The following is a 16,933-nucleotide window of genomic DNA, read 5'->3' as shown; positions in this document are numbered from 1 at the left end:
CGGTGCTTGATCGAACACCACACTGTTGACGCTTTCGGTTAATTTAGCGTTTTCTACCCTAATGCGGATGTCGCAACGTGATGCCTTGAGGTCTCGATCGCCGAAAACCGCTTCAGGAACGCATTCTGTGCCCAGATCACCGAGCGTGGCGTGAAGTCGAAACGTTCGGCTGAAAAACCGCGCGGGCGGCCGAAGAACTCGGTCGCCTCCGCGGTCGAAAAGCCGGCGAGCAGCGTAGCCTCGAAATAGGCGGCGATCTGGTCGGCGCGCTTGATCTCCTTGCGCAGGGCAGCGGCCGGTTCGGGAGGCAGCGAGAAACGCAGATGGATGGCGCGTTGCAGGCGCAATTCGCAGTCCTTGTAGCTGCCGCCCATCACCGACTTGAATGGCGAGATCATGTCGCCGATGACATATTCCGGCGCGTCGTGCAGCAGTGCCGCCAACTGGTCGTCGGCCGAAGCCTGCGGCACCAGCTCGTTGAACAGCGCCTCGACCAGCAGTGAATGCTGGGCCACCGAGAAGGCGTGCTCGCCGCCGGTTTGGCCGTTCCAGCGCGCGACGCGGGCAAGCCCATGGGCGATGTCCGAAATCTCGATGTCGAGCGGCGAGGGGTCGAGCAGGTCGAGCCTGCGGCCGGACAGCATGCGCTGCCAGGCGCGTGGTGGCGCACCGGCGCGGTCCGCCGCCATCAGGCTTCCTCCGCGCCGGCGGTTTCCTGCGGGAAACTGAATTTGGCCCAGGCGGGGATGGTGAGTGTCACTGGCACGTCGTCCGCCAGGACCGGCTGGCCGGCATCGAGCGCTGCCTTGACCCTGTCGATGCGGGCGATGGCGAGCCCGGTCAGGGTGGCGGTCGAGCCGAGCGTGCCGACCGGACGCCCGCCGACGGTGAGCTCGGCACCCGCGGCGGGCAGGGGAAGCCCAGCCTGGACGATCAGCACGCGCCGCCGGGCCGTGCCCCGATGCTGCATGCGTGACACAACCTCCTGGCCGACATAGCAGCCCTTCTTGAAGCCGACACCGCCCATCTCGTCGAGCAACACGTCATGCGGGAACGCATCGCCGAGTGCATAGTCGGACCCGCTCTCGGCAATGCCGCGGGCGATGCGGAAGGCCTGCCAAGCGGCGATGTCGCCAGTATCCGCGGTTCCGACATAGAAGCGCGTGACGGTTTCGTCGCCAAAGCGCCCGTCGGCAACCGCGGTTGAATCATTTTCTGAGGCGATTGACTCTTTTCCCCACGCGACAGTGACAAGCGTTTGTTCCGAATTGGCAATCTCGACCTTGGCGCGAAGCTTGTAGAGCATCAGCCGGCGAATGAAATCGTCTGAAACGTCGGCACGACATTCGATGCGGAAGGCGTTCTCCCCTGCCCGTGAGATCAGGAAGTCGAACAGGATCTTGCCTTGCGGCGTCAGCAGCGCGCCAGGTTTTGCGTCACCATTGCCAAGCGCATCGAGATCGGTGGTCAGGATGTTTTGCAGAAAGTGTTCGGCATCCGGGCCGGAGACGGAGATAAGCGCGCGGTCTTTCAGCAGGGCAAAGGGCATGGGGCGGATAAAAGCCTGATCTTGCAAAACGGTTGGCCATTACGTAAGCCGCTGACACTCCCCCCGCAAGAGAGCATCACCATGACCTATGACCTCATCCTGACAGGCGGCACAGTGGTCAATCATGACGGCGAGGGGCTGCGCGACATCGGCGTGAAGGGTGGGCGCATCGCCGCGATCGGCGATCTGCGCCAGGCCTCGGCCGGCGAGACGATCGACTGCCGGGGCCTTCATATCCTGCCCGGTGTCGTCGACAGCCAGGTGCATTTCCGCGAGCCGGGACTGGAGCACAAGGAAGACCTGGAAACGGGATCGCGGGCTGCTGTGCTCGGCGGTGTCACCGCCGTCTTCGAGATGCCGAACACCAACCCGTTGACCACCAGCGAGGCGACGCTTGCCGACAAGGTCCGGCGCGGCAGCGGCCGCATGCATTGCGATTTTGCTTTCTGGGTTGGCGGTACCCGCGATAACGCCAGGGATGTCGGCGACCTCGAGCGTTTGCCGGGAGCTGCGGGAATAAAGGTCTTCATGGGATCGTCCACCGGTGACCTGCTGGTCGAGGACGATGAAGGCGTCGCCTCGATCCTGAGGAATACCCGCCGCCGCGCCGCTTTTCATTCGGAGGACGAGTTCCGGCTGCGCGAGCGCCTGGGCGAGCGCATTGAGGGCGACCCGTCATCGCATCCCGTTTGGCGTGATGAGATCGCCGCCTTGCGCTGCACCGAACGGCTGGTGCGCATCGCGCGCGAGGTCCGTGCCCGCATCCATGTCCTGCACATTTCGACCGCCGAGGAAATCCTGTTCCTCGAACAGCACAAGGATGTCGCGACCTGTGAGGCCACGCCGCACCATCTGACGCTGAGCGCCGACGATTATGCGCGGCTCGGCACGCTGATCCAGATGAACCCGCCGGTGCGGGACAAGCGCCATCGCGACGGCGTCTGGCATGGTATTGCACAGAGCATTGTGGACGTGCTCGGCTCCGACCACGCGCCGCACACATTGGCGGAGAAGGCAAAACCCTACCCGGCGTCGCCCTCGGGCATGACCGGCGTGCAGACGCTGGTGCCGATCATGCTCGACCACGTCAACGCCGGCCGGCTGACCCTGCAGCGCTTCGTCGATCTCTCCAGCCATGGCCCGCAGCGCATCTTCGGCATGGCCCGGAAAGGCCGTATCGCCGCCGGCTATGACGCCGACTTCACCATTGTCGACATGAAGCGGCGCGAGACCATCACCAACACGCAAGCCGGCTCGAAAGCCGGCTGGACACCTTATCACGGCAAGGAGGTGACCGGTTGGCCGGTCGGCACGGTCATTCGCGGTCAGCGTGTCATGTGGGAGGGCGAAATCGTTACGCCCGGCCGGGGCAGGGCGGTGGAGTTCTCCGAGGCATTGCCCGGCTAGACGGCCATCGCCGACGCGTCACGTCTTTGATTTTTAAGCGCTCTGCACTATGTTCAAAGCACTATGAAGGCACAATTCGCGCCTATGATCGACCCCGCCGAGTTTCCAGAGCTGCAAGCGCTCTTGTGGAACCGCGATGTCGCACGACTGATCCCGGCCAACGAAGCATTTGCGTTGTACGAGCGCAATTGGCGCTTTGTCGATCAAACTCGGCTTACGGCGCGCGAAAAGCAGCTTATCCAGAATCTTGCCAGCGAATTCGGTCACGGCATCCTTCTGACCGCCGGCTAAATCTCTTCCTGTCGTGGTTTCGTCTCGCATCTGCAACATCAAACCGGACACATCGCGAGCGAAAGTCATGAAGGAATTCAGAAAGCCCGAGCACAGGATCATCTCGGAAGCCCTCGCGCTTATGGACTGTGACTTCCTGACGGCAGCCCAATGCTGGTTCGGTGGCGGGACGGCGATTGTGTTGAAATTAGGCGAGTATCGGCGGTCGTTGGATGTCGATTTTCTGTGCGCGGATGCCGACGGCTATCGCCAATTGCGAATGTCGGCGGTCGAAAGCGGGGTAAGGGCATTCTTTCCCGAGCCAGTCGAAGCTGTTCGAGATTTTCGGATTGATCAGTATGGCCTGAGGACCGTGGTGCGGTTGAAGGGGCAATTGATCAAGTTTGAAATCGTTCGTGAAGCCCGCATCCCATTGCAAGGTCGTTTTGATGAAGATCTAAACGTACCTTCTTTGATCCCCTCGGACATGTTCGCCGAGAAGTTATTGGCGAATGCCGACCGATGCCAAGACCGTGCTGTCGGCTATCGCGATGCTATTGATCTTGGGATGTTGGTCAGTGCCTATCGGGAGATCCCGAACGACGCCGTAGCGAAGGCTCAGGCTGCATATGGACAGGATGTCCAGCACAAGGTTGCGTGGGTGGTCAACAAGCTTCGGGATACGGTAGAGCTGAGTTACGCAGCCGAGATTCTGCAGATGGAGGCAGGTAAGGCTAGCGGTGCCATTTCGGTTCTTCGAAACGAAAGCATTCGCATTTGGCCGAATGCTGACATCATTGCATAGCCCGCCAGCCCGCTTAATGGCAACATTGTCTACAATGCTGCTCGCAGCCTGCCGCTGGCAGGCACCTTCAATCGCCCGCGACGAAGAAGGTCCATTGCCCGCCGGGCGTGATGCCGACGCGGTAGAAGATGTAGGCGCCGAACTGTTTCATGTCGTCGAAATCGCTGGCGGTGACGATCTTGAACAGCTCGACCCGCTGCTTGGCGTCGAGCCTGTCGAGCGGCAGCGCGAAGAAATACGGCCAGACATAGAGTTCCTGTGGCGTACCCGCATCGACATGGACGTAGCCGGCGCTAAGCACCTCCTCCAGAATGGCCAGGATCTCCTGGCCGTCAGGGTCGCCGGACAGCCCTTTGAGGAAGGCGATGGCATCGCCATCGATGTCGGCCAGCGACAGCTGGGTCATGCTGTCGCCCTTGCCGATTAAAGGCCTGAGCTTCTCGATGTCGCCGCTCTTGCAAGCTTCGATGATGAGGTCATGCATGCGTCGCACGGGCTCGGGCAGCTTGCCGAGGTCATAGACGACCTCGGGCAAGGGCGCCTGGGGATCGACACGTGGCCTGTTGCTGCCGCCATCCGACGGAATGTCCGGCTCCGCGGCGTCGGGAGCGGCCGGTTGGCTGGTCGAAGGCGGCGTTCCTAGCGGGCCAGGCACGGGGATCGCGCCCCCGACGGGCGACGACGCGTCGTCGCCCGTCGGGGGTGTGACCGGAGAGGGGAGTTCTTCGCTTTTGATCTCGCTCAGCGCATAGGCAGGGCTGCTGGCCAGGCACGTCACCAAGGCAATCGCGCCACAGCTGGCAGCGAGACGGATGTAGAGGACAGGGCCTTTCGACCTGCCTGACATCGGAAAATTCACTGCCCTATCTCCCTGCTCCCGGGCATGGTGCCCGGTCGGCATCTACTCGTCAAAGAACCTGATGTTGGTTCAGTGCCGCAGCCGCTCGGGTTCGAAGGCGCCAGCAATCACCTTTTCACGCATACGGTCCAGCAAGGCAAGGGCCGAGGTCTCGCCATTGGCGCGCAACATTTCGCCGAATGCCGTTTCGAGCGCCGCCTCGGCAATGATCTCGGGCTCGATGCCGGCCGAAAGGCCTTCCGCCCAGGCTTCGCTGTGGCTCTCAACCGCCGTCAGGCGCTTCTCTTCCCTGACCAGCGCGTCGATGTCGTTGGCAGCATGTTCCATAAGCGATGTCCACCCTTTCAAGCGGCAACCCATCAGTGTGGATCAGGCTTGATCTGTTCCATTCATAGGCAGCGCCAAGTAAGTATCTGTAAATACGACATTTTTTTGGTCGCGTTTTACAGGGGCCAATTGTGTTTGGCGAAGCTGCGTTTCAACCCGGATCAAACTTAGCCGATTAGGCCGGCCTGCGGGGCGAAAACCTTCAGTTTGAGTTAATTCCGCATTCGCGTGGTAACGTTTGATTAACGCTGTTGCAGAAGTGCAACATCAGAATTGCACCAAGACATGGACAGGCACAAGTAGGATATGCCGACGATCCTTGCCGACGCGCCTAATATCTGTTGATGGATGCTCAGTTGCCGTAACGCGAGGCGATGTCGCGCGACAGCGTCTCCCCTTCCTTCATATAACGGCTGATGGCTTCAGCGGCCGAAGCAGTGCACTGAGTGTAGGTGCCGCCGAAGGAGCGATAGCCGCGGTTGAAGCTGGCGATGAAGCGGGCGCGGCGTTCTGGATCGGGATTTTCCGAATCGAGCAGTTTTTCCATCTCGCCCCGCCACTGGTCGCCTTTCTCCCCGCACAGATTGCGCAGGAAATGCAGCGACCCCAGAACCTCCGCCAGTCGCATCAGCCCCGGCTCGAACGGCGACTCGGCACTGAACGCGGGCCGTACCGGGACGGCCGCGCTGACGGCAAGGCAAATGGCGAGGAGTATTGACGGACGGTTCATAAGCCCAAAGCCGCTATGGTCCGCCGAACGGCCTAAATCGTGGCTGGCGAGACAACATAAGCGTTGTGACGAAACAATTTGTCGCCTGCAAGGCGATTTTTCAGTGCTGCGTCAGCGTGTTTGAATGTGACCGAGGAGTTCCTCGGCGACCGCCAACACCGAGCCGGCAAGCGGCAACAGGGTCATCTCTTTGAGTGTGTAGAAGGCAGCTGTCTCGGCGTCGTCGCTGGCCACGGCCTCGCCACCGGCATAGGCGGCGCCGAACACCGTGAGGAGATAATCGACCGGGTGGCTGTCGTCCCTGCCGTCGATGTGGATTTCCCGAAGCGGGCGCAAACCGGTGGCGCGCAAGCCGGTCTCTTCCATCAGTTCACGCCGTGCCGCGTCCTCCAGCGTCTCGTCGCCTTCGACCTTGCCGCCGGGAAAGGCGTAGAACCCTTGCGAAGGCGGCCGTGCCCGTTTCACGAGGAGTACGCTGCCCCCCCGCACGACGGCGACCGAGACGGCGGGAAGTGTCTTGCGTGCTTCGTTCATGATCAGGCTCATTCGAGGACCGGTCTGTTGTGGACCGCCCAGTAAGGGGAAGCATTACCGGTTGCGCAATACCGGTTCCATAGCCACTTTCGAAGCCGAACCATTCGAAAGGCTCCATCATGTGCGGACGTTTTGCCTTGACCGCCACGCCGGACGAGACCGCCGCCTTCCTGGGCCTTGCCGAGCTGGAGGATTTCCCGGCCCGCTACAACATCGCGCCGACACAGCCGGTCCTGATGGCGACCGCCGGCGCGCCGCGGGCTCCGGGCTCCAACCTGCCGGACCGGCAGTCGATGCTGGTGCGCTGGGGCCTCCTTCCCGCCTGGGTCAAGGACACCAGGGAATTTCCGCTGCTGTTCAACGCGCGTTCGGAAGGCGCAATCGAAAAGGCCTCGTTCAAGGCCGCCATGCGCCACCGCCGCGCGCTGGTGCCGGCATCCGGCTTTTACGAGTGGCGGCAGACCGGAGGCAAGAAGGGGCAACCCTATTGGATCCGGCCGCGGCATGGCGGGCTGGTCGCCTTTGCCGGTCTGATCGAAACCTATGCCGAGCCGGGCGGCTCGGAGATGGACACCGGCGCCATCCTGACCGTGAACGCCAACGCCGACATCGCCCATATCCATGACCGGATGCCGGTGGTGATCGATGTCCCCGACTTTGCCCGCTGGCTGGATTGCCGTACGCGCGAACCGCGCGAGGTCGCCGATTTGCTGCGGCCGGCGCGGCCCGATTTCTTCGAGGCGATTCCCGTCTCCGACCTCGTCAACAAGGTCGCCAACACCGGACCGGAGATTCAAGAGAGGGGCGAGATCGGACCTGAGCCCGAGAAAGCCAGGCGCCAGAAACCCGGCGCGGACGACAGTCAAATGACGCTGTTCTAGCGAAGCCCGTCGAGGTCACTATGTCAGGGCGCTTGTTCGCGCCCCTCGGTGCCGGCGATTGCGTCGGCTGGAGTGCCGCTTCAGGCGGCGCGGGGCGATACGATCTTCTGCGCCGGCTTGTTCTTCTTGGCGGTGTGAAGAAGGGCGGCGACGATAGCTGCCGGGCCGATCGCACGATAGTGGTTGGCCAGCGCCGGTTGCTTGGCGCGGTTGGCTTCCTGCTTGCTTCGAGGCATGTTTCTCTTCCCAGATAACGTTTTCGTGTATGCGATTTGGTCGCTGAATCAGACCAAATCGTGACGCTTGGTGATCTAGCCGGCGAATGTTTCATGACTGTGCCGACATGTTTAATAAAATGTTTCATTGGCTGATTCCATGTGATCGGGCGATGCGTTTGCCAGTCTTTGCGACGTTTTTCCCGGGATCAGCGACTTGACGGCAACACCGGCCAAGGCGATAAAGCCGCCCATGAAAACGTCTTTCGCCATTTGTGGCATTTGCATTATTGGCTAGCCTCGCGCTGGTCCGGACGTTTTCGCCTCATCTTTCCCCAGATTGGACAAACGCCCCGGCCAGCAGGCTGGAGCCAGATTTGCGCCTCGGCGCTGGGCTGGCTCCATCCAGACAAGAAGTTCTGAAACCGGGAAGGCATGGAATGTCTGACGCATCGCAGGGCCTGCGCCTCTACAACACGCTGACGCGCACGAAAGAGGACTTCGTGCCGATCGATCCGCGAAATGTGCGCATGTATGTCTGCGGCCCGACCGTCTACGACTTCGCCCATATCGGCAACGCCAGGCCGGTGATCGTCTTCGACGTGCTGTTTCGTCTGCTGCGCCATCTCCATGGCGAGACGCACGTCACCTATGTGCGCAACATCACCGACGTCGACGACAAGATCAACGCGCGCGCGTTGCGGGACTTCGGCGGCGAGATCGCTTCAGGGGCGCTTTCGCTCAACGAAGCGATCCGGCGGGTTACCGAAAAAACGGCCGATCAGTTCCACAGGGATGTCGCGACGCTTGGCTGCCTGGAGCCGACCGTCGAGCCGCGCGCCACCGAATTCGTCGAGCCCCGCGCCGACGGCAAGGCTGACATGATCACCTTGATTCAAAGCCTGATCGGGCGCGGCCATGCCTATGTCGCGGCGGGCGAAGTGCTGTTCGATACGGCGTCGATGCCGGACTACGGGCAATTGTCGAAACGCAATCTCGACGAGCAGCAGGCCGGCGCCCGCATCGCCGTCGACGCGCATAAGAAGAACCCCGGCGATTTCGTGCTGTGGAAACTGTCGTCGCCGGAGGAGCCCGGTTGGCAAAGTCCATGGGGCAGGGGCCGGCCCGGTTGGCATATCGAGTGCTCGGCCATGTCGGCCGCCTATCTCGGCGAGGTCTTCGATATCCATGGCGGCGGCCTCGATCTGATCTTCCCACACCATGAGAACGAGATCGCCCAGTCGCGCTGCGCCCACGGCACGTCGGTCATGGCCAATGTGTGGATGCACAATGGCTTCCTGCAGGTCGAGGGCCAGAAGATGTCGAAGAGCCTCGGCAATTTCTACTCGATCCACGAGTTGCTGGAGACCGACACTTTTGGTGGTCGCAAATGGCCCGGCGATGTGCTGCGGCTGGCGATGCTGATGACGCATTACCGCGAACCGATCGACTTTTCCGTGCGCAAGCTGGAGGAGGCGGAAAACACGCTGCGCAAATGGAAACGCGCGGCGGATCTGGCGCCGGCCGCGGGAAGTCGGTTGCCGGTTGAGGTCGTGGAGGCGCTGTCGGATGATCTTGCGACCTACGCGGCCTTCCAGCAGCTCACCCAGCTTGCCGGCGAGGCGACCGACTTTGACGGTAGCGGCGACAACGCCGCCGCCGTCGCATTGAAGACCGCGCTCACCTTCCTTGGCTTCGATATTGGCGCGACCAAGGTGGACGAAACCGCGGTCGCCAAAGCGATTGCGGAGCGCCTGACGCTTATCGCTGCGAAAAATTGGACAGAGGCCGACCGCGTGCGCGATGAACTTCTGGCGCAAGGTGTACAGTTGAAGGACGGCAAGGACCCGGTCACCGGCGAGCGCGTGACGACGTGGGAGATCAAGCGGTGAGGGTGACGGCGGGAATGGAGAGGTCATCGCGAGGCGCCCCCCTCTGCCCTGCCGGGCATCTCCCCCTCCAGGGGGGAGATCGGCAGCTTCATCGATGGCGCCGAATCTTCAACGTCGGCGATTGGCGAAAGCCGAAGCGACGTCCAATCTCCCCCCTTGAGAGGGAGATGTCCGGCAGGACAGAGGGGGGCGCCTCGCGATGACCCATCATCTCGTATCTCCCCTTAATCGTGGCAATGCGCGCAAGATGCGCAAGGCAATGACCGATGCCGAACTCAAACTTTGGAATGAGATACGTGCACATCGCCTTATGGGGCTGGCTTTCAGGCGCCAGATGCCGATCGCTGGCTACATCGTCGACTTTGCTTGCCCGACCAGAAAACTGATCGTCGAGATTGACGGCTCCCAACATGCAACGGCCAATGCCTCGGAGATGGATGCGGCGCGTACCGCGAAGCTTGAAGCGCTGAGCTGGACCATCCTGCGCTTCTGGAATGACGACGTCATCCGCGATATCGACAATGTCTGCCAGCACATCGTGATCGTGGCCGGTTTGGCCGATGCTGTGATGCCGGCAAGCCAACCAGCAACGGAGGAGCTCGTTCCATGATCGATCATCTTGGCATCGCCGTTTCCGATTTCGATGCTTCCAAGGCCTTCTACGACAAGGCGATGGCGCCTTTGGGCGCCTCGCTGCTTTACATGGTGCCGCAGGAATATACCGGCGGCACCAAGGTTGGCGGTTATGGCCGCGACCGGCCGGTGTTCTGGCTGAGTTCGGCCAGGGAAAAGCCCCGGGATCACCAGCACGTCGCCTTCACAGCGCGCAGCCGCGCCGAGGTCAACGCCTTCCATGCCGCCGCCCTTGCAGCCGGCGGCAAGGACAATGGCGGGCCGGGCCTGCGTCCGCACTATCACCCCAACTACTACGGCGCCTTCGTCTTCGATCCCGACGGCAAAAATGTCGAGGCGGTCTGTCATGATCCGGAGTGAAAGCCGATGAGCCTCGACAACCGGCCGGTCTACACCGGCGGCTGCCAATGCGGGGCGGTGCGCTTCCGCGTCGAAGGCGCGCTTGGCGACGCTTCGGTCTGCCACTGCCGCATGTGTCAGAAGGCGAGCGGCAATTTCTACCTGCCGCTGGTCTCGGTGCGGGGCGCCAAGGTCGACTGGACGCGCGGCGAGCCCAAGCGTTTCCGTTCCTCCAATGCCGCCTGGCGCGGCTTCTGCGCCGACTGCGGCACGCCGCTGACCTTCGAGGCGCCCGACGGCATGGCGCTGGCGATCGCGGCCTTCGACGATCCGGCTGGTATCGCGCCGACCATTCAATGGGGCACGGAAGCAAAACTGCCCTATGTGGATTCCATACCGCGATTGCCGGGCGAGGACACGATGGCGGATATTGGCTCGGCCCCCTATCTCGCCGAACTCGTCTCCTATCAGCATCCCGACCACGACACCGACCAATGGCCGCCGGAGGAAAGACCATGACCGAGACCGTTCGAACCGGCGGCTGCCAATGCGGCGCCGTGCGCTTCCGCATCAAGGGGGCGCTGGGACGCGCGTCCATCTGCCATTGCCGCATGTGCCAGAAACAGTTCGGCTCCTTCTTCGGCGCCTTGGTGACGGTGCCCAGGGACGGCGTCGAATGGACCCATGAAGAACCAAGCTATTTCCAGTCTTCGGTCAACATCGATCGCGGATTCTGCGCCCGTTGCGGCACGCCGCTGACCTATCGCCAGCCCGGCGGGCTCGAGATCGCCATCGGCGCCTTCGACGACCGCTCGGATCTGGCGCCGCGGATCCAAGTCAACTACGCGGCACGGCTGCCTTGGGTCGAGACGATCTTCGATCAGCCTGTCCACGATGATCCCGACTATTACGCGCGGCAGGAGCAGATCATCTCCTTCCAGCATCCCGATCACGAAACGGCCAATTGGCCGCAACAAGGCCTGAAACTATGAGCTTGCGCACTCTCTACCCGGAAATCGAACCGTTCGACTCGGGGATGCTCGACGTCGGTGATGGCCACAGCGTTTATTGGGAGCGGTCAGGCACCAAAGGCGCCAAGCCAGCCGTGTTCCTGCATGGCGGGCCGGGCGGCACCATCTCGCCAAAACACCGGCGGCTGTTCGACCCCAAGCTTTACGACGTCATCCTGTTCGATCAGCGCGGCTGTGGAAAGTCGACGCCGAACGCCTCGCTGGAGGCCAACACGACCTGGCATCTCGTTGCCGACATCGAACGCCTGCGCGAAATGGCCGGCTTCGATAAATGGCTGGTGTTTGGCGGCTCCTGGGGCTCGACGCTGGCGCTCGCCTATGCCGAGACACACCCTGATCGCGTCAGCGAACTGGTGGTGCGCGGCATCTACACGCTGACCCGCGCGGAGCTCGAATGGTACTATCAGTTCGGCGTCTCAGAGATGTTCCCCGACAAATGGGAGCGCTTCCTGGCGCCGATCCCGGAGGCCGAGCGCAGCGACATGATGGCTGCCTACCGCAAGCGGCTGGTCGGGTCCGATCGCAAGGCGCAGATAGAGGCCGCCCGCGCCTGGAGCCTGTGGGAAGGCGAGACGATCACCCTGCTGCCGGAGCCTGAAACCAGCAGTCCGTTTGGCCAGGACGACTACGCTGTCGCCTTCGCCCGCATTGAAAACCACTATTTCGTCCATGCCGGTTGGCTGGAGGAGGGGCAGTTGCTGCGCGATGCCGGGAAGCTCAAGGACATCCCCGGCACCATCGTCCATGGCCGTTACGACATGCCGTGCCCGGCGCGCTACGCCTGGGCGCTGCACAAGGCGTGGCCGAAGGCGGACTTTCATCTGATCGAAGGCGCTGGCCATGCCTATTCGGAGCCGGGCATCCTCGATCAACTGATCCGCGCGACGGACAAGTTTGCAGGCAAATGACCATGCCCCGCGAGCGCCTCTATCTCTTCGACACCACGCTCCGCGATGGCCAGCAGACGCCGGGCATCGACTTTTCGGTCGAGGACAAGATCGCGATTGCCAAACTGCTCGACGAGTTCGGCTTCGATTATGTCGAAGGGGGTTATCCCGGCGCCAATCCGACCGACACTGCATTCTTTCAGCAGAAACGCACGGCACGCGCCAAATTTGTCGCCTTCGGCATGACCAAGCGCGTAGGGGTATCGGCCTCCAACGACCCCGGGCTTGCGGCACTCGTCCAGTCGAAGTCGGACGCCATCTGCTTCGTCGCCAAGAGCTGGGATTACCATGTTCGCGTGGCGCTCGGCTGCACCAACGAGGAGAACCTGGGATCCATCAAGGCCTCGGTCGAGGCGGCGGTCGCTTCGGCCAAGGAAGCGATGGTCGACTGCGAGCATTTCTTCGATGGCTTCAGGGCCAACCCGGACTATGCGCTGGCCTGTGCGAAAACCGCCTATGAAGCCGGCGCGCGTTGGGTTGTGCTTTGCGACACGAATGGCGGCACGCAGCCCTCGGAAGTGCGGCTGATCGTTGAAAAGGTCATCGCCGCGGGCATTCCGGGCGAGCATCTCGGCATCCACGCCCATGACGACACCGGCCAGGCGGTGGCCAATTCCCTTGCCGCCGTCGAGGCTGGCGTGCGCCAGATCCAGGGCACGCTGAACGGCATCGGCGAGCGCTGCGGCAACGCCAACCTGATCTCCATCATCCCGACACTGGCGCTGAAGCCGGCTTTCGCCGACCGCTTCGAGACTGGAATTTCAGCTGAAGCGCTGACCGGCATCTCCAGGCTGTCCCGCGCCTTCGACGAATTGCTGAACCGCGCCCCGGAAGCGCAGGCACCCTATGTCGGCTCGTCCGCCTTCGCCACCAAGGCCGGCATCCATGCTTCCGCACTGGCCAAGGAGCCGGCGACCTATGAGCATGTGCCGCCGGAATCGGTCGGTAACCGACGCCGTGTTATGGTCTCCGACCAGGGCGGCAAGGCCAATTTCCTCGCCGAGTTGAAGCGGCGCGGCATCGATGTGCCGAAGGACGATCACCGGCTCGATGCCCTGATATCCGTGGTCAAGGAGCGTGAAGCGTCGGGCTATGCCTATGAGGGCGCCGACGCCTCCTTCGAGCTCCTGGCGCGCAAGATGCTGCATGGCCTGCCCGAGTTTTTCCACGTCACCTCGTTCCGCTGCATGATCGAGCGCCGCTTCGATGCCAATGGCCAGTTGAAGACGGTGTCGGAAGCGGTGGTCAAGGTGCTGGTCGAAGGCGAGGAGAAGATGTCGGTGGCCGAGGGCCATGGCCCCGTCAACGCGCTCGACATCGCGCTGCGCAAGGATCTCGGCAGATACCAGAACGAGATCGCCGATCTCGAACTCGCCGACTTCAAGGTGCGTATCCTCAATGGCGGCACCGAGGCCATCACCCGCGTGCTCATCGAATCGCATGACGGCACCGGCGCCCGCTGGTGGACGGTCGGCGTTTCCGAAAACATCATCGACGCCTCGTTTCAGGCGCTGATGGATTCGATCATTTACAAGCTGATGAAGAACCGCGAGATGGCGGGTCTGGTGGCGGCGGAGTAACTTTGAACCATCAGCGAAAGTCCATTGATCCATCAGAACTTTGCGATGGTCTTGCCAAGGTTACTGGGCCATAGCGTTGGGCCATGGCCGCTGAAGCAATTACCCCCGATGCAGATTCAAAAGCCCGCCGAGGCTTCCTGCTGGCGCTGGGTGCCTATCTCTTGTGGGGATTGCTGCCCTTTTACATGAAGGCAGTGGCGCATCTGCCGCTTGCCGAGGTGATTGCACATCGCATCGTCTGGTCGGTGCCGATTGCCGCGGCGGTCCTGATCTGGGCCGGCCGCACGGCGGATTTCAAGGCGGCGATCCGCTCCCCCCGCACCATCGCCATGGCGGCGCTGACGGCGGCGCTGATCTCGGTCAACTGGGGCATCTATGTCTGGGCGATCGCCGTCGATCGCACCGTCGAGACAGCGCTGGGCTATTATATCAACCCGCTGGTCAGCGTCGTCGTCGGCGCGTTGTTGCTCGGTGAGCGTCTCAATCGGCTGCAGATCGCGGCGGTGGCGCTTGCTGCGGTTGCCGTTGGCGTGCTGACAATCGAAGGCGCCAAGCTGCCCTGGGTGTCGCTGGCATTGGCGTTTTCCTTCGGCGCCTACGGTTTCTTCCGCAAGACCCTGCCGATCGGTCCCAGCCAGGGTTTCCTGCTCGAAGTGCTTTTGCTGTCGGTGCCGGCGCTGGGCTACATCATCTTCCTGATCGCCACCGGACAGGATCATTTCGTCTCCGGCAGTGGCACCGACACCGCGCTGCTCATCGGCTGCGGGCCGGTGACCGCCGTGCCGTTGCTGCTGTTCGCCTTCGGCGCCAAGCTGCTGCGCCTGTCGACCATCGGCATCATGCAGTACATCGCGCCAACCATGGTGTTCCTGATTGCCGTGCTGATCTTCGACGAGCCGTTCGGCACTACGCAGGCTACCGCCTTTGCCCTGATCTGGGCGGCGCTGGCGATCTATTCCTGGTCCATGCTGGCGACGGCGCGCCGGGCTACATCTGTCCGAGCCGCCTGACGAAAAGATAGGTCACGCCCGCGATCAGCAGCGATACGGCCGTGACCACCCAAAAGCCCAATGGGGTGTTGACCAGCGGCAAGCCGCCGACATTCATGCCGAACAGGCCCGAGATGATGGTCATCGGCAACAGCACCGCCGTCATCACCGACAGCACATAGAGCAGCCGGTTCGACTGCGTCGTCAGCTTGGCCATCAGCTCGTCCTGCAGGAGCCGCGTGCGCGCCTGCAGCTGCTCGCCATCATAATGCAACGTCTGGGCGCGGTGCGACAGCCGCGCCGCCATGTCGTTGATCGAATCCGGCAGGTCGTTGCGGTGCGAATGATCGAGATGGCGAAACAGATTGGTCAGCGTCGCCATCTGCCGATGGATGACCACCAGGTGCCGGCGTGCATCGACCAGCGCTTGCCGCTCATTGTGCCATGCGTCGCAGACGATACGGTCCTCGATGCCGTCGAGACTGTCGCTGAGTGTCGCGAGTTCGGCGGCCATTCCGTCGAACGACTGGCCGACGACAGCCTCGATCAGCTCGGCCGGAGAGCGGAATTTGCGCGATCCGTTCTCGATCGCCTTGCGGATGTTGTCGACCGATTGCAGCGGTTGTTTACGGGCGCCGACCAGCATCGTATCGTTGAGAGCAAAGCGGAAATGACCAAGCCCGCCGGCTTCCGCCGAATAGTCATGGCGCAGGTCCGGCAGATCGCCATAGAGCCAGTCATCCTCGAGATCGATGTGGCAGCCATGGCTGGCGCTCAGGAAGGCTTCGCGCACCGGCGCCGGCAACGCCTGATCGGCGCCGATCTCGTGACGGGCGCGCATGTCGGAAAGCTGGTAGCTGCGCCATGTCCAGTGCGCGGCGGCGGCATCACTGGTACGCGCGCCCTCGGTGGTAAAGTGGTAGATGAAGAACAGCCCGTGCTCATCGGGCAGGTAAGGCGACAGGTCAGTGCCTTCGGAGGGGAGGGCGATATTCATGGCGGCTTCGCCGGTCTCTGATGCGGTCGGGGTCGCGGGGGCGGCCAAGCGCGATTTCTAGCATGGCATGCCCGATTTAGTGTGACTGTTTCGTGACGGCGTGCCGCCTACAGGACGCTGGTGATCCCGCCATCCACCAGCAGCGTCTGTCCGCTCACGAAGCTGGCGGCGTCGGATGCCAGGAATACGGCGGCCCCCGCGAGTTCCCTCACTTCGCCCCAGCGCCGCATCGGTGTGCGGCCGGTCAGCCAGGCGGAGAATGTCTCGTCAGCGACCAGCGCGGAGTTGAGCTCGGTCATGAAATAGCCCGGCGCGATGGCGTTGACGCGCACACCGTGCTGGCCCCATTCGCCGGCCATCGACTTGGTCAGCATGGTGATGGCGCCTTTGCTTGCCGCGTAAGGCGCGATCGAGGGGCGCGCGAGCACGCTCTGCACCGAGGAGACATTGATGATCGCTCCCCTTTGGCGGGCGATCATGCCCTTTACGACGGCTCGGCTCACCTTGAACACGCCGTCCAGGTTGGTGGCCATCAGCGCGTCCCAGTCGGCGTCGCTAAAGGTCTCCAGCGGCGCCCGTCGCTGGATGCCGGCATTGTTGACCAGGATGTCGATCGGTGCGGTGCCGGTTTCCGCCGCCGCGATCGCGCTGTCGACCGACTGGGTGTCGGTCACGTCGATCACCGCTTCAGCGATCGAATGGCCCGCGGCGCGCAGCCTGTCTCCGGCCGCTGTCAGATCGTCGGCCTTGCGGCCGCCGATCGTGACGCGAGCGCCCGCGCTCGCAAGCGCCTCGGCGAAGGCCAGGCCCAGGCCGCGGCTGGCGCCGGTGATGAAGGCATGCTTGCCCTCGAGGCCGAACAGGCGGCCGAGATAGTCAGTCGAATGCAATTTTGCACCTTCATCGATTGCGATTTATCGCCGCCAGCGCGAAGGCTCGTCTGACCTC

At 62.6% G+C, this 16,933-nt stretch carries 22 protein-coding genes; 12 read left to right on the top strand and 10 right to left on the bottom strand.

Translation table 11 applies throughout. The features are described from left to right. Positions 1-53 precede the first annotated feature (53 nt). Both O7A70_RS26365 and ygfZ read right to left on the bottom strand, forming a co-directional pair. A complete protein-coding gene (locus O7A70_RS26365; RefSeq protein ID WP_337142987.1) occupies positions 54-689 on the bottom strand; it encodes an HD family hydrolase in 636 nt (211 codons plus the stop codon). Then, complete coding sequence (ygfZ, locus tag O7A70_RS26360; RefSeq protein ID WP_337142986.1) at positions 689-1,549, bottom strand: CAF17-like 4Fe-4S cluster assembly/insertion protein YgfZ; 861 nt, start codon at positions 1,547-1,549, stop codon at positions 689-691. Before ygfZ ends, O7A70_RS26365 begins: the two co-directional genes overlap by 1 nt. Positions 1,550-1,630: 81 nt before the next feature. On the opposite strand from ygfZ, the gene O7A70_RS26355 reads away from it, so the two are divergent. The 3 genes from O7A70_RS26355 to O7A70_RS26345 all read left to right on the top strand — a co-directional run bounded on the left by O7A70_RS26355 (position 1,631) and on the right by O7A70_RS26345 (position 4,031). Beyond that, on the top strand, positions 1,631-2,956 hold the full coding sequence (locus tag O7A70_RS26355; protein ID WP_337142985.1) for a dihydroorotase: 1,326 nt from the start codon (positions 1,631-1,633) through the stop codon (positions 2,954-2,956). A gap of 84 nt (positions 2,957-3,040) precedes the next feature. Continuing rightward, complete coding sequence (locus O7A70_RS26350) at positions 3,041-3,247, top strand: hypothetical protein (RefSeq protein ID WP_337142984.1); 207 nt, start codon at positions 3,041-3,043, stop codon at positions 3,245-3,247. A 67-nt stretch (positions 3,248-3,314) separates the two neighbouring features. Further along, on the top strand, positions 3,315-4,031 hold the full coding sequence (locus O7A70_RS26345; protein WP_337142983.1) for a nucleotidyl transferase AbiEii/AbiGii toxin family protein: 717 nt from the start codon (positions 3,315-3,317) through the stop codon (positions 4,029-4,031). Positions 4,032-4,098: 67 nt separating this feature from the next. On the opposite strand, the gene O7A70_RS26340 is transcribed toward O7A70_RS26345, so the two are convergent. The 4 genes from O7A70_RS26340 to O7A70_RS26325 all read right to left on the bottom strand — a co-directional run bounded on the left by O7A70_RS26340 (position 4,099) and on the right by O7A70_RS26325 (position 6,481). After that, on the bottom strand, positions 4,099-4,890 hold the full coding sequence (locus O7A70_RS26340; RefSeq protein WP_337142982.1) for a hypothetical protein: 792 nt from the start codon (positions 4,888-4,890) through the stop codon (positions 4,099-4,101). Positions 4,891-4,959: 69 nt separating this feature from the next. After that, the gene (locus tag O7A70_RS26335; RefSeq protein ID WP_015318556.1) at positions 4,960-5,217 is read right to left on the bottom strand and encodes a hypothetical protein; all 258 of its coding nucleotides are present in this window, start codon (positions 5,215-5,217) and stop codon (positions 4,960-4,962) included. Between the two features lie 352 nt (positions 5,218-5,569). Then, positions 5,570-5,947, bottom strand: coding sequence for a TIGR02301 family protein (locus tag O7A70_RS26330; protein WP_027144167.1), 378 nt, complete (start codon positions 5,945-5,947; stop codon positions 5,570-5,572). A gap of 111 nt (positions 5,948-6,058) precedes the next feature. Continuing rightward, complete coding sequence (locus O7A70_RS26325; RefSeq protein ID WP_337142981.1) at positions 6,059-6,481, bottom strand: NUDIX hydrolase; 423 nt, start codon at positions 6,479-6,481, stop codon at positions 6,059-6,061. Positions 6,482-6,600: 119 nt separating this feature from the next. Here O7A70_RS26325 and O7A70_RS26320 point away from each other — a divergent pair, with 119 nt between their 5' ends. Next, complete coding sequence (locus O7A70_RS26320; RefSeq protein ID WP_337142980.1) at positions 6,601-7,362, top strand: SOS response-associated peptidase; 762 nt, start codon at positions 6,601-6,603, stop codon at positions 7,360-7,362. 80 nt (positions 7,363-7,442) lie between these two features. On the opposite strand, the gene O7A70_RS26315 is transcribed toward O7A70_RS26320, so the two are convergent. Together O7A70_RS26315 and O7A70_RS26310 are read right to left on the bottom strand one after the other, a co-directional pair. Further along, positions 7,443-7,598 carry a hypothetical protein gene (locus tag O7A70_RS26315; protein WP_023771655.1) on the bottom strand — a complete coding sequence of 52 codons (156 nt, stop codon included), beginning with the start codon at positions 7,596-7,598 and terminating at the stop codon, positions 7,443-7,445. A 111-nt stretch (positions 7,599-7,709) separates the two neighbouring features. After that, positions 7,710-7,850, bottom strand: a complete 141-nt coding sequence (locus O7A70_RS26310; protein ID WP_337142979.1) for a hypothetical protein — start codon at positions 7,848-7,850, stop codon at positions 7,710-7,712. A 167-nt stretch (positions 7,851-8,017) separates the two neighbouring features. Here O7A70_RS26310 and cysS point away from each other — a divergent pair, with 167 nt between their 5' ends. The 8 genes from cysS (at position 8,018) to rarD (ending at position 15,009) form a co-directional block, all read left to right on the top strand. After that, on the top strand, positions 8,018-9,469 hold the full coding sequence (cysS, locus tag O7A70_RS26305) for a cysteine--tRNA ligase (RefSeq protein WP_337142978.1): 1,452 nt from the start codon (positions 8,018-8,020) through the stop codon (positions 9,467-9,469). Between the two features lie 199 nt (positions 9,470-9,668). Then, complete coding sequence (locus tag O7A70_RS26300; RefSeq protein WP_337142977.1) at positions 9,669-10,079, top strand: endonuclease domain-containing protein; 411 nt, start codon at positions 9,669-9,671, stop codon at positions 10,077-10,079. Next, positions 10,076-10,462, top strand: coding sequence for a VOC family protein (locus O7A70_RS26295; RefSeq protein ID WP_337142976.1), 387 nt, complete (start codon positions 10,076-10,078; stop codon positions 10,460-10,462). Before O7A70_RS26300 ends, O7A70_RS26295 begins: the two co-directional genes overlap by 4 nt. Before the next feature lie 6 nt (positions 10,463-10,468). Continuing rightward, positions 10,469-10,960, top strand: a complete 492-nt coding sequence (locus tag O7A70_RS26290; protein ID WP_027144161.1) for a GFA family protein — start codon at positions 10,469-10,471, stop codon at positions 10,958-10,960. Continuing rightward, complete coding sequence (locus O7A70_RS26285) at positions 10,957-11,433, top strand: GFA family protein (protein WP_337142975.1); 477 nt, start codon at positions 10,957-10,959, stop codon at positions 11,431-11,433. Before O7A70_RS26290 ends, O7A70_RS26285 begins: the two co-directional genes overlap by 4 nt. Continuing rightward, on the top strand, positions 11,430-12,380 hold the full coding sequence (pip, locus tag O7A70_RS26280; RefSeq protein ID WP_337142974.1) for a prolyl aminopeptidase: 951 nt from the start codon (positions 11,430-11,432) through the stop codon (positions 12,378-12,380). The genes O7A70_RS26285 and pip overlap by 4 nt, the downstream gene beginning before the upstream one ends. Continuing rightward, positions 12,377-13,999 carry a citramalate synthase gene (gene cimA, locus O7A70_RS26275; RefSeq protein WP_337142973.1) on the top strand — a complete coding sequence of 541 codons (1,623 nt, stop codon included), beginning with the start codon at positions 12,377-12,379 and terminating at the stop codon, positions 13,997-13,999. The genes pip and cimA overlap by 4 nt, the downstream gene beginning before the upstream one ends. 83 nt (positions 14,000-14,082) lie before the next feature. Next, the gene (gene rarD / locus O7A70_RS26270) at positions 14,083-15,009 is read left to right on the top strand and encodes an EamA family transporter RarD (protein WP_337142972.1); all 927 of its coding nucleotides are present in this window, start codon (positions 14,083-14,085) and stop codon (positions 15,007-15,009) included. Here rarD and O7A70_RS26265 read toward each other — a convergent pair. Continuing rightward, positions 14,987-15,985 (bottom strand): transporter, encoded by a 999-nt coding sequence (locus tag O7A70_RS26265; RefSeq protein ID WP_337142971.1) that lies wholly within the window; start codon positions 15,983-15,985, stop codon positions 14,987-14,989. The genes rarD and O7A70_RS26265 overlap by 23 nt on opposite strands. A 107-nt stretch (positions 15,986-16,092) precedes the next feature. Further along, positions 16,093-16,875, bottom strand: a complete 783-nt coding sequence (locus O7A70_RS26260) for a glucose 1-dehydrogenase (protein ID WP_337142970.1) — start codon at positions 16,873-16,875, stop codon at positions 16,093-16,095. Between the last annotated feature and the right edge of the window lie 58 nt (positions 16,876-16,933).

The sequence above is a fragment of the Mesorhizobium sp. Cs1299R1N1 genome (assembly GCF_037179655.1).
Classification (GTDB): domain Bacteria; phylum Pseudomonadota; class Alphaproteobacteria; order Rhizobiales; family Rhizobiaceae; genus Mesorhizobium; species Mesorhizobium salmacidum.
Note: the sequence above shows the minus strand (reverse complement) of the source record. Positions and strands in the feature narration are given on the sequence as shown.

Excerpts from the sequence above, each read along its gene's own strand:
- O7A70_RS26365 (WP_337142987.1), bottom strand. The coding sequence starts at position 689 with ATGGCGGCGGACCGCGCCGGTGCGCCACCACGCGCCTGGCAGCGCATG.
- ygfZ (WP_337142986.1), bottom strand. The coding sequence starts at position 1,549 with ATGCCCTTTGCCCTGCTGAAAGACCGCGCGCTTATCTCCGTCTCCGGC.
- O7A70_RS26355 (WP_337142985.1), top strand. The coding sequence starts at position 1,631 with ATGACCTATGACCTCATCCTGACAGGCGGCACAGTGGTCAATCATGAC.
- O7A70_RS26350 (WP_337142984.1), top strand. The coding sequence starts at position 3,041 with ATGATCGACCCCGCCGAGTTTCCAGAGCTGCAAGCGCTCTTGTGGAAC.
- O7A70_RS26345 (WP_337142983.1), top strand. The coding sequence starts at position 3,315 with ATGAAGGAATTCAGAAAGCCCGAGCACAGGATCATCTCGGAAGCCCTC.
- O7A70_RS26335 (WP_015318556.1), bottom strand. The coding sequence starts at position 5,217 with ATGGAACATGCTGCCAACGACATCGACGCGCTGGTCAGGGAAGAGAAG.
- O7A70_RS26330 (WP_027144167.1), bottom strand. The coding sequence starts at position 5,947 with ATGAACCGTCCGTCAATACTCCTCGCCATTTGCCTTGCCGTCAGCGCG.
- O7A70_RS26325 (WP_337142981.1), bottom strand. The coding sequence starts at position 6,481 with ATGAACGAAGCACGCAAGACACTTCCCGCCGTCTCGGTCGCCGTCGTG.
- O7A70_RS26320 (WP_337142980.1), top strand. The coding sequence starts at position 6,601 with ATGTGCGGACGTTTTGCCTTGACCGCCACGCCGGACGAGACCGCCGCC.
- O7A70_RS26315 (WP_023771655.1), bottom strand. The coding sequence starts at position 7,598 with ATGCCTCGAAGCAAGCAGGAAGCCAACCGCGCCAAGCAACCGGCGCTG.
- O7A70_RS26310 (WP_337142979.1), bottom strand. The coding sequence starts at position 7,850 with ATGGCGAAAGACGTTTTCATGGGCGGCTTTATCGCCTTGGCCGGTGTT.
- cysS (WP_337142978.1), top strand. The coding sequence starts at position 8,018 with ATGTCTGACGCATCGCAGGGCCTGCGCCTCTACAACACGCTGACGCGC.
- O7A70_RS26300 (WP_337142977.1), top strand. The coding sequence starts at position 9,669 with ATGACCCATCATCTCGTATCTCCCCTTAATCGTGGCAATGCGCGCAAG.
- O7A70_RS26295 (WP_337142976.1), top strand. The coding sequence starts at position 10,076 with ATGATCGATCATCTTGGCATCGCCGTTTCCGATTTCGATGCTTCCAAG.
- O7A70_RS26290 (WP_027144161.1), top strand. The coding sequence starts at position 10,469 with ATGAGCCTCGACAACCGGCCGGTCTACACCGGCGGCTGCCAATGCGGG.
- O7A70_RS26285 (WP_337142975.1), top strand. The coding sequence starts at position 10,957 with ATGACCGAGACCGTTCGAACCGGCGGCTGCCAATGCGGCGCCGTGCGC.
- pip (WP_337142974.1), top strand. The coding sequence starts at position 11,430 with ATGAGCTTGCGCACTCTCTACCCGGAAATCGAACCGTTCGACTCGGGG.
- cimA (WP_337142973.1), top strand. The coding sequence starts at position 12,377 with ATGACCATGCCCCGCGAGCGCCTCTATCTCTTCGACACCACGCTCCGC.
- rarD (WP_337142972.1), top strand. The coding sequence starts at position 14,083 with ATGGCCGCTGAAGCAATTACCCCCGATGCAGATTCAAAAGCCCGCCGA.
- O7A70_RS26265 (WP_337142971.1), bottom strand. The coding sequence starts at position 15,985 with ATGAATATCGCCCTCCCCTCCGAAGGCACTGACCTGTCGCCTTACCTG.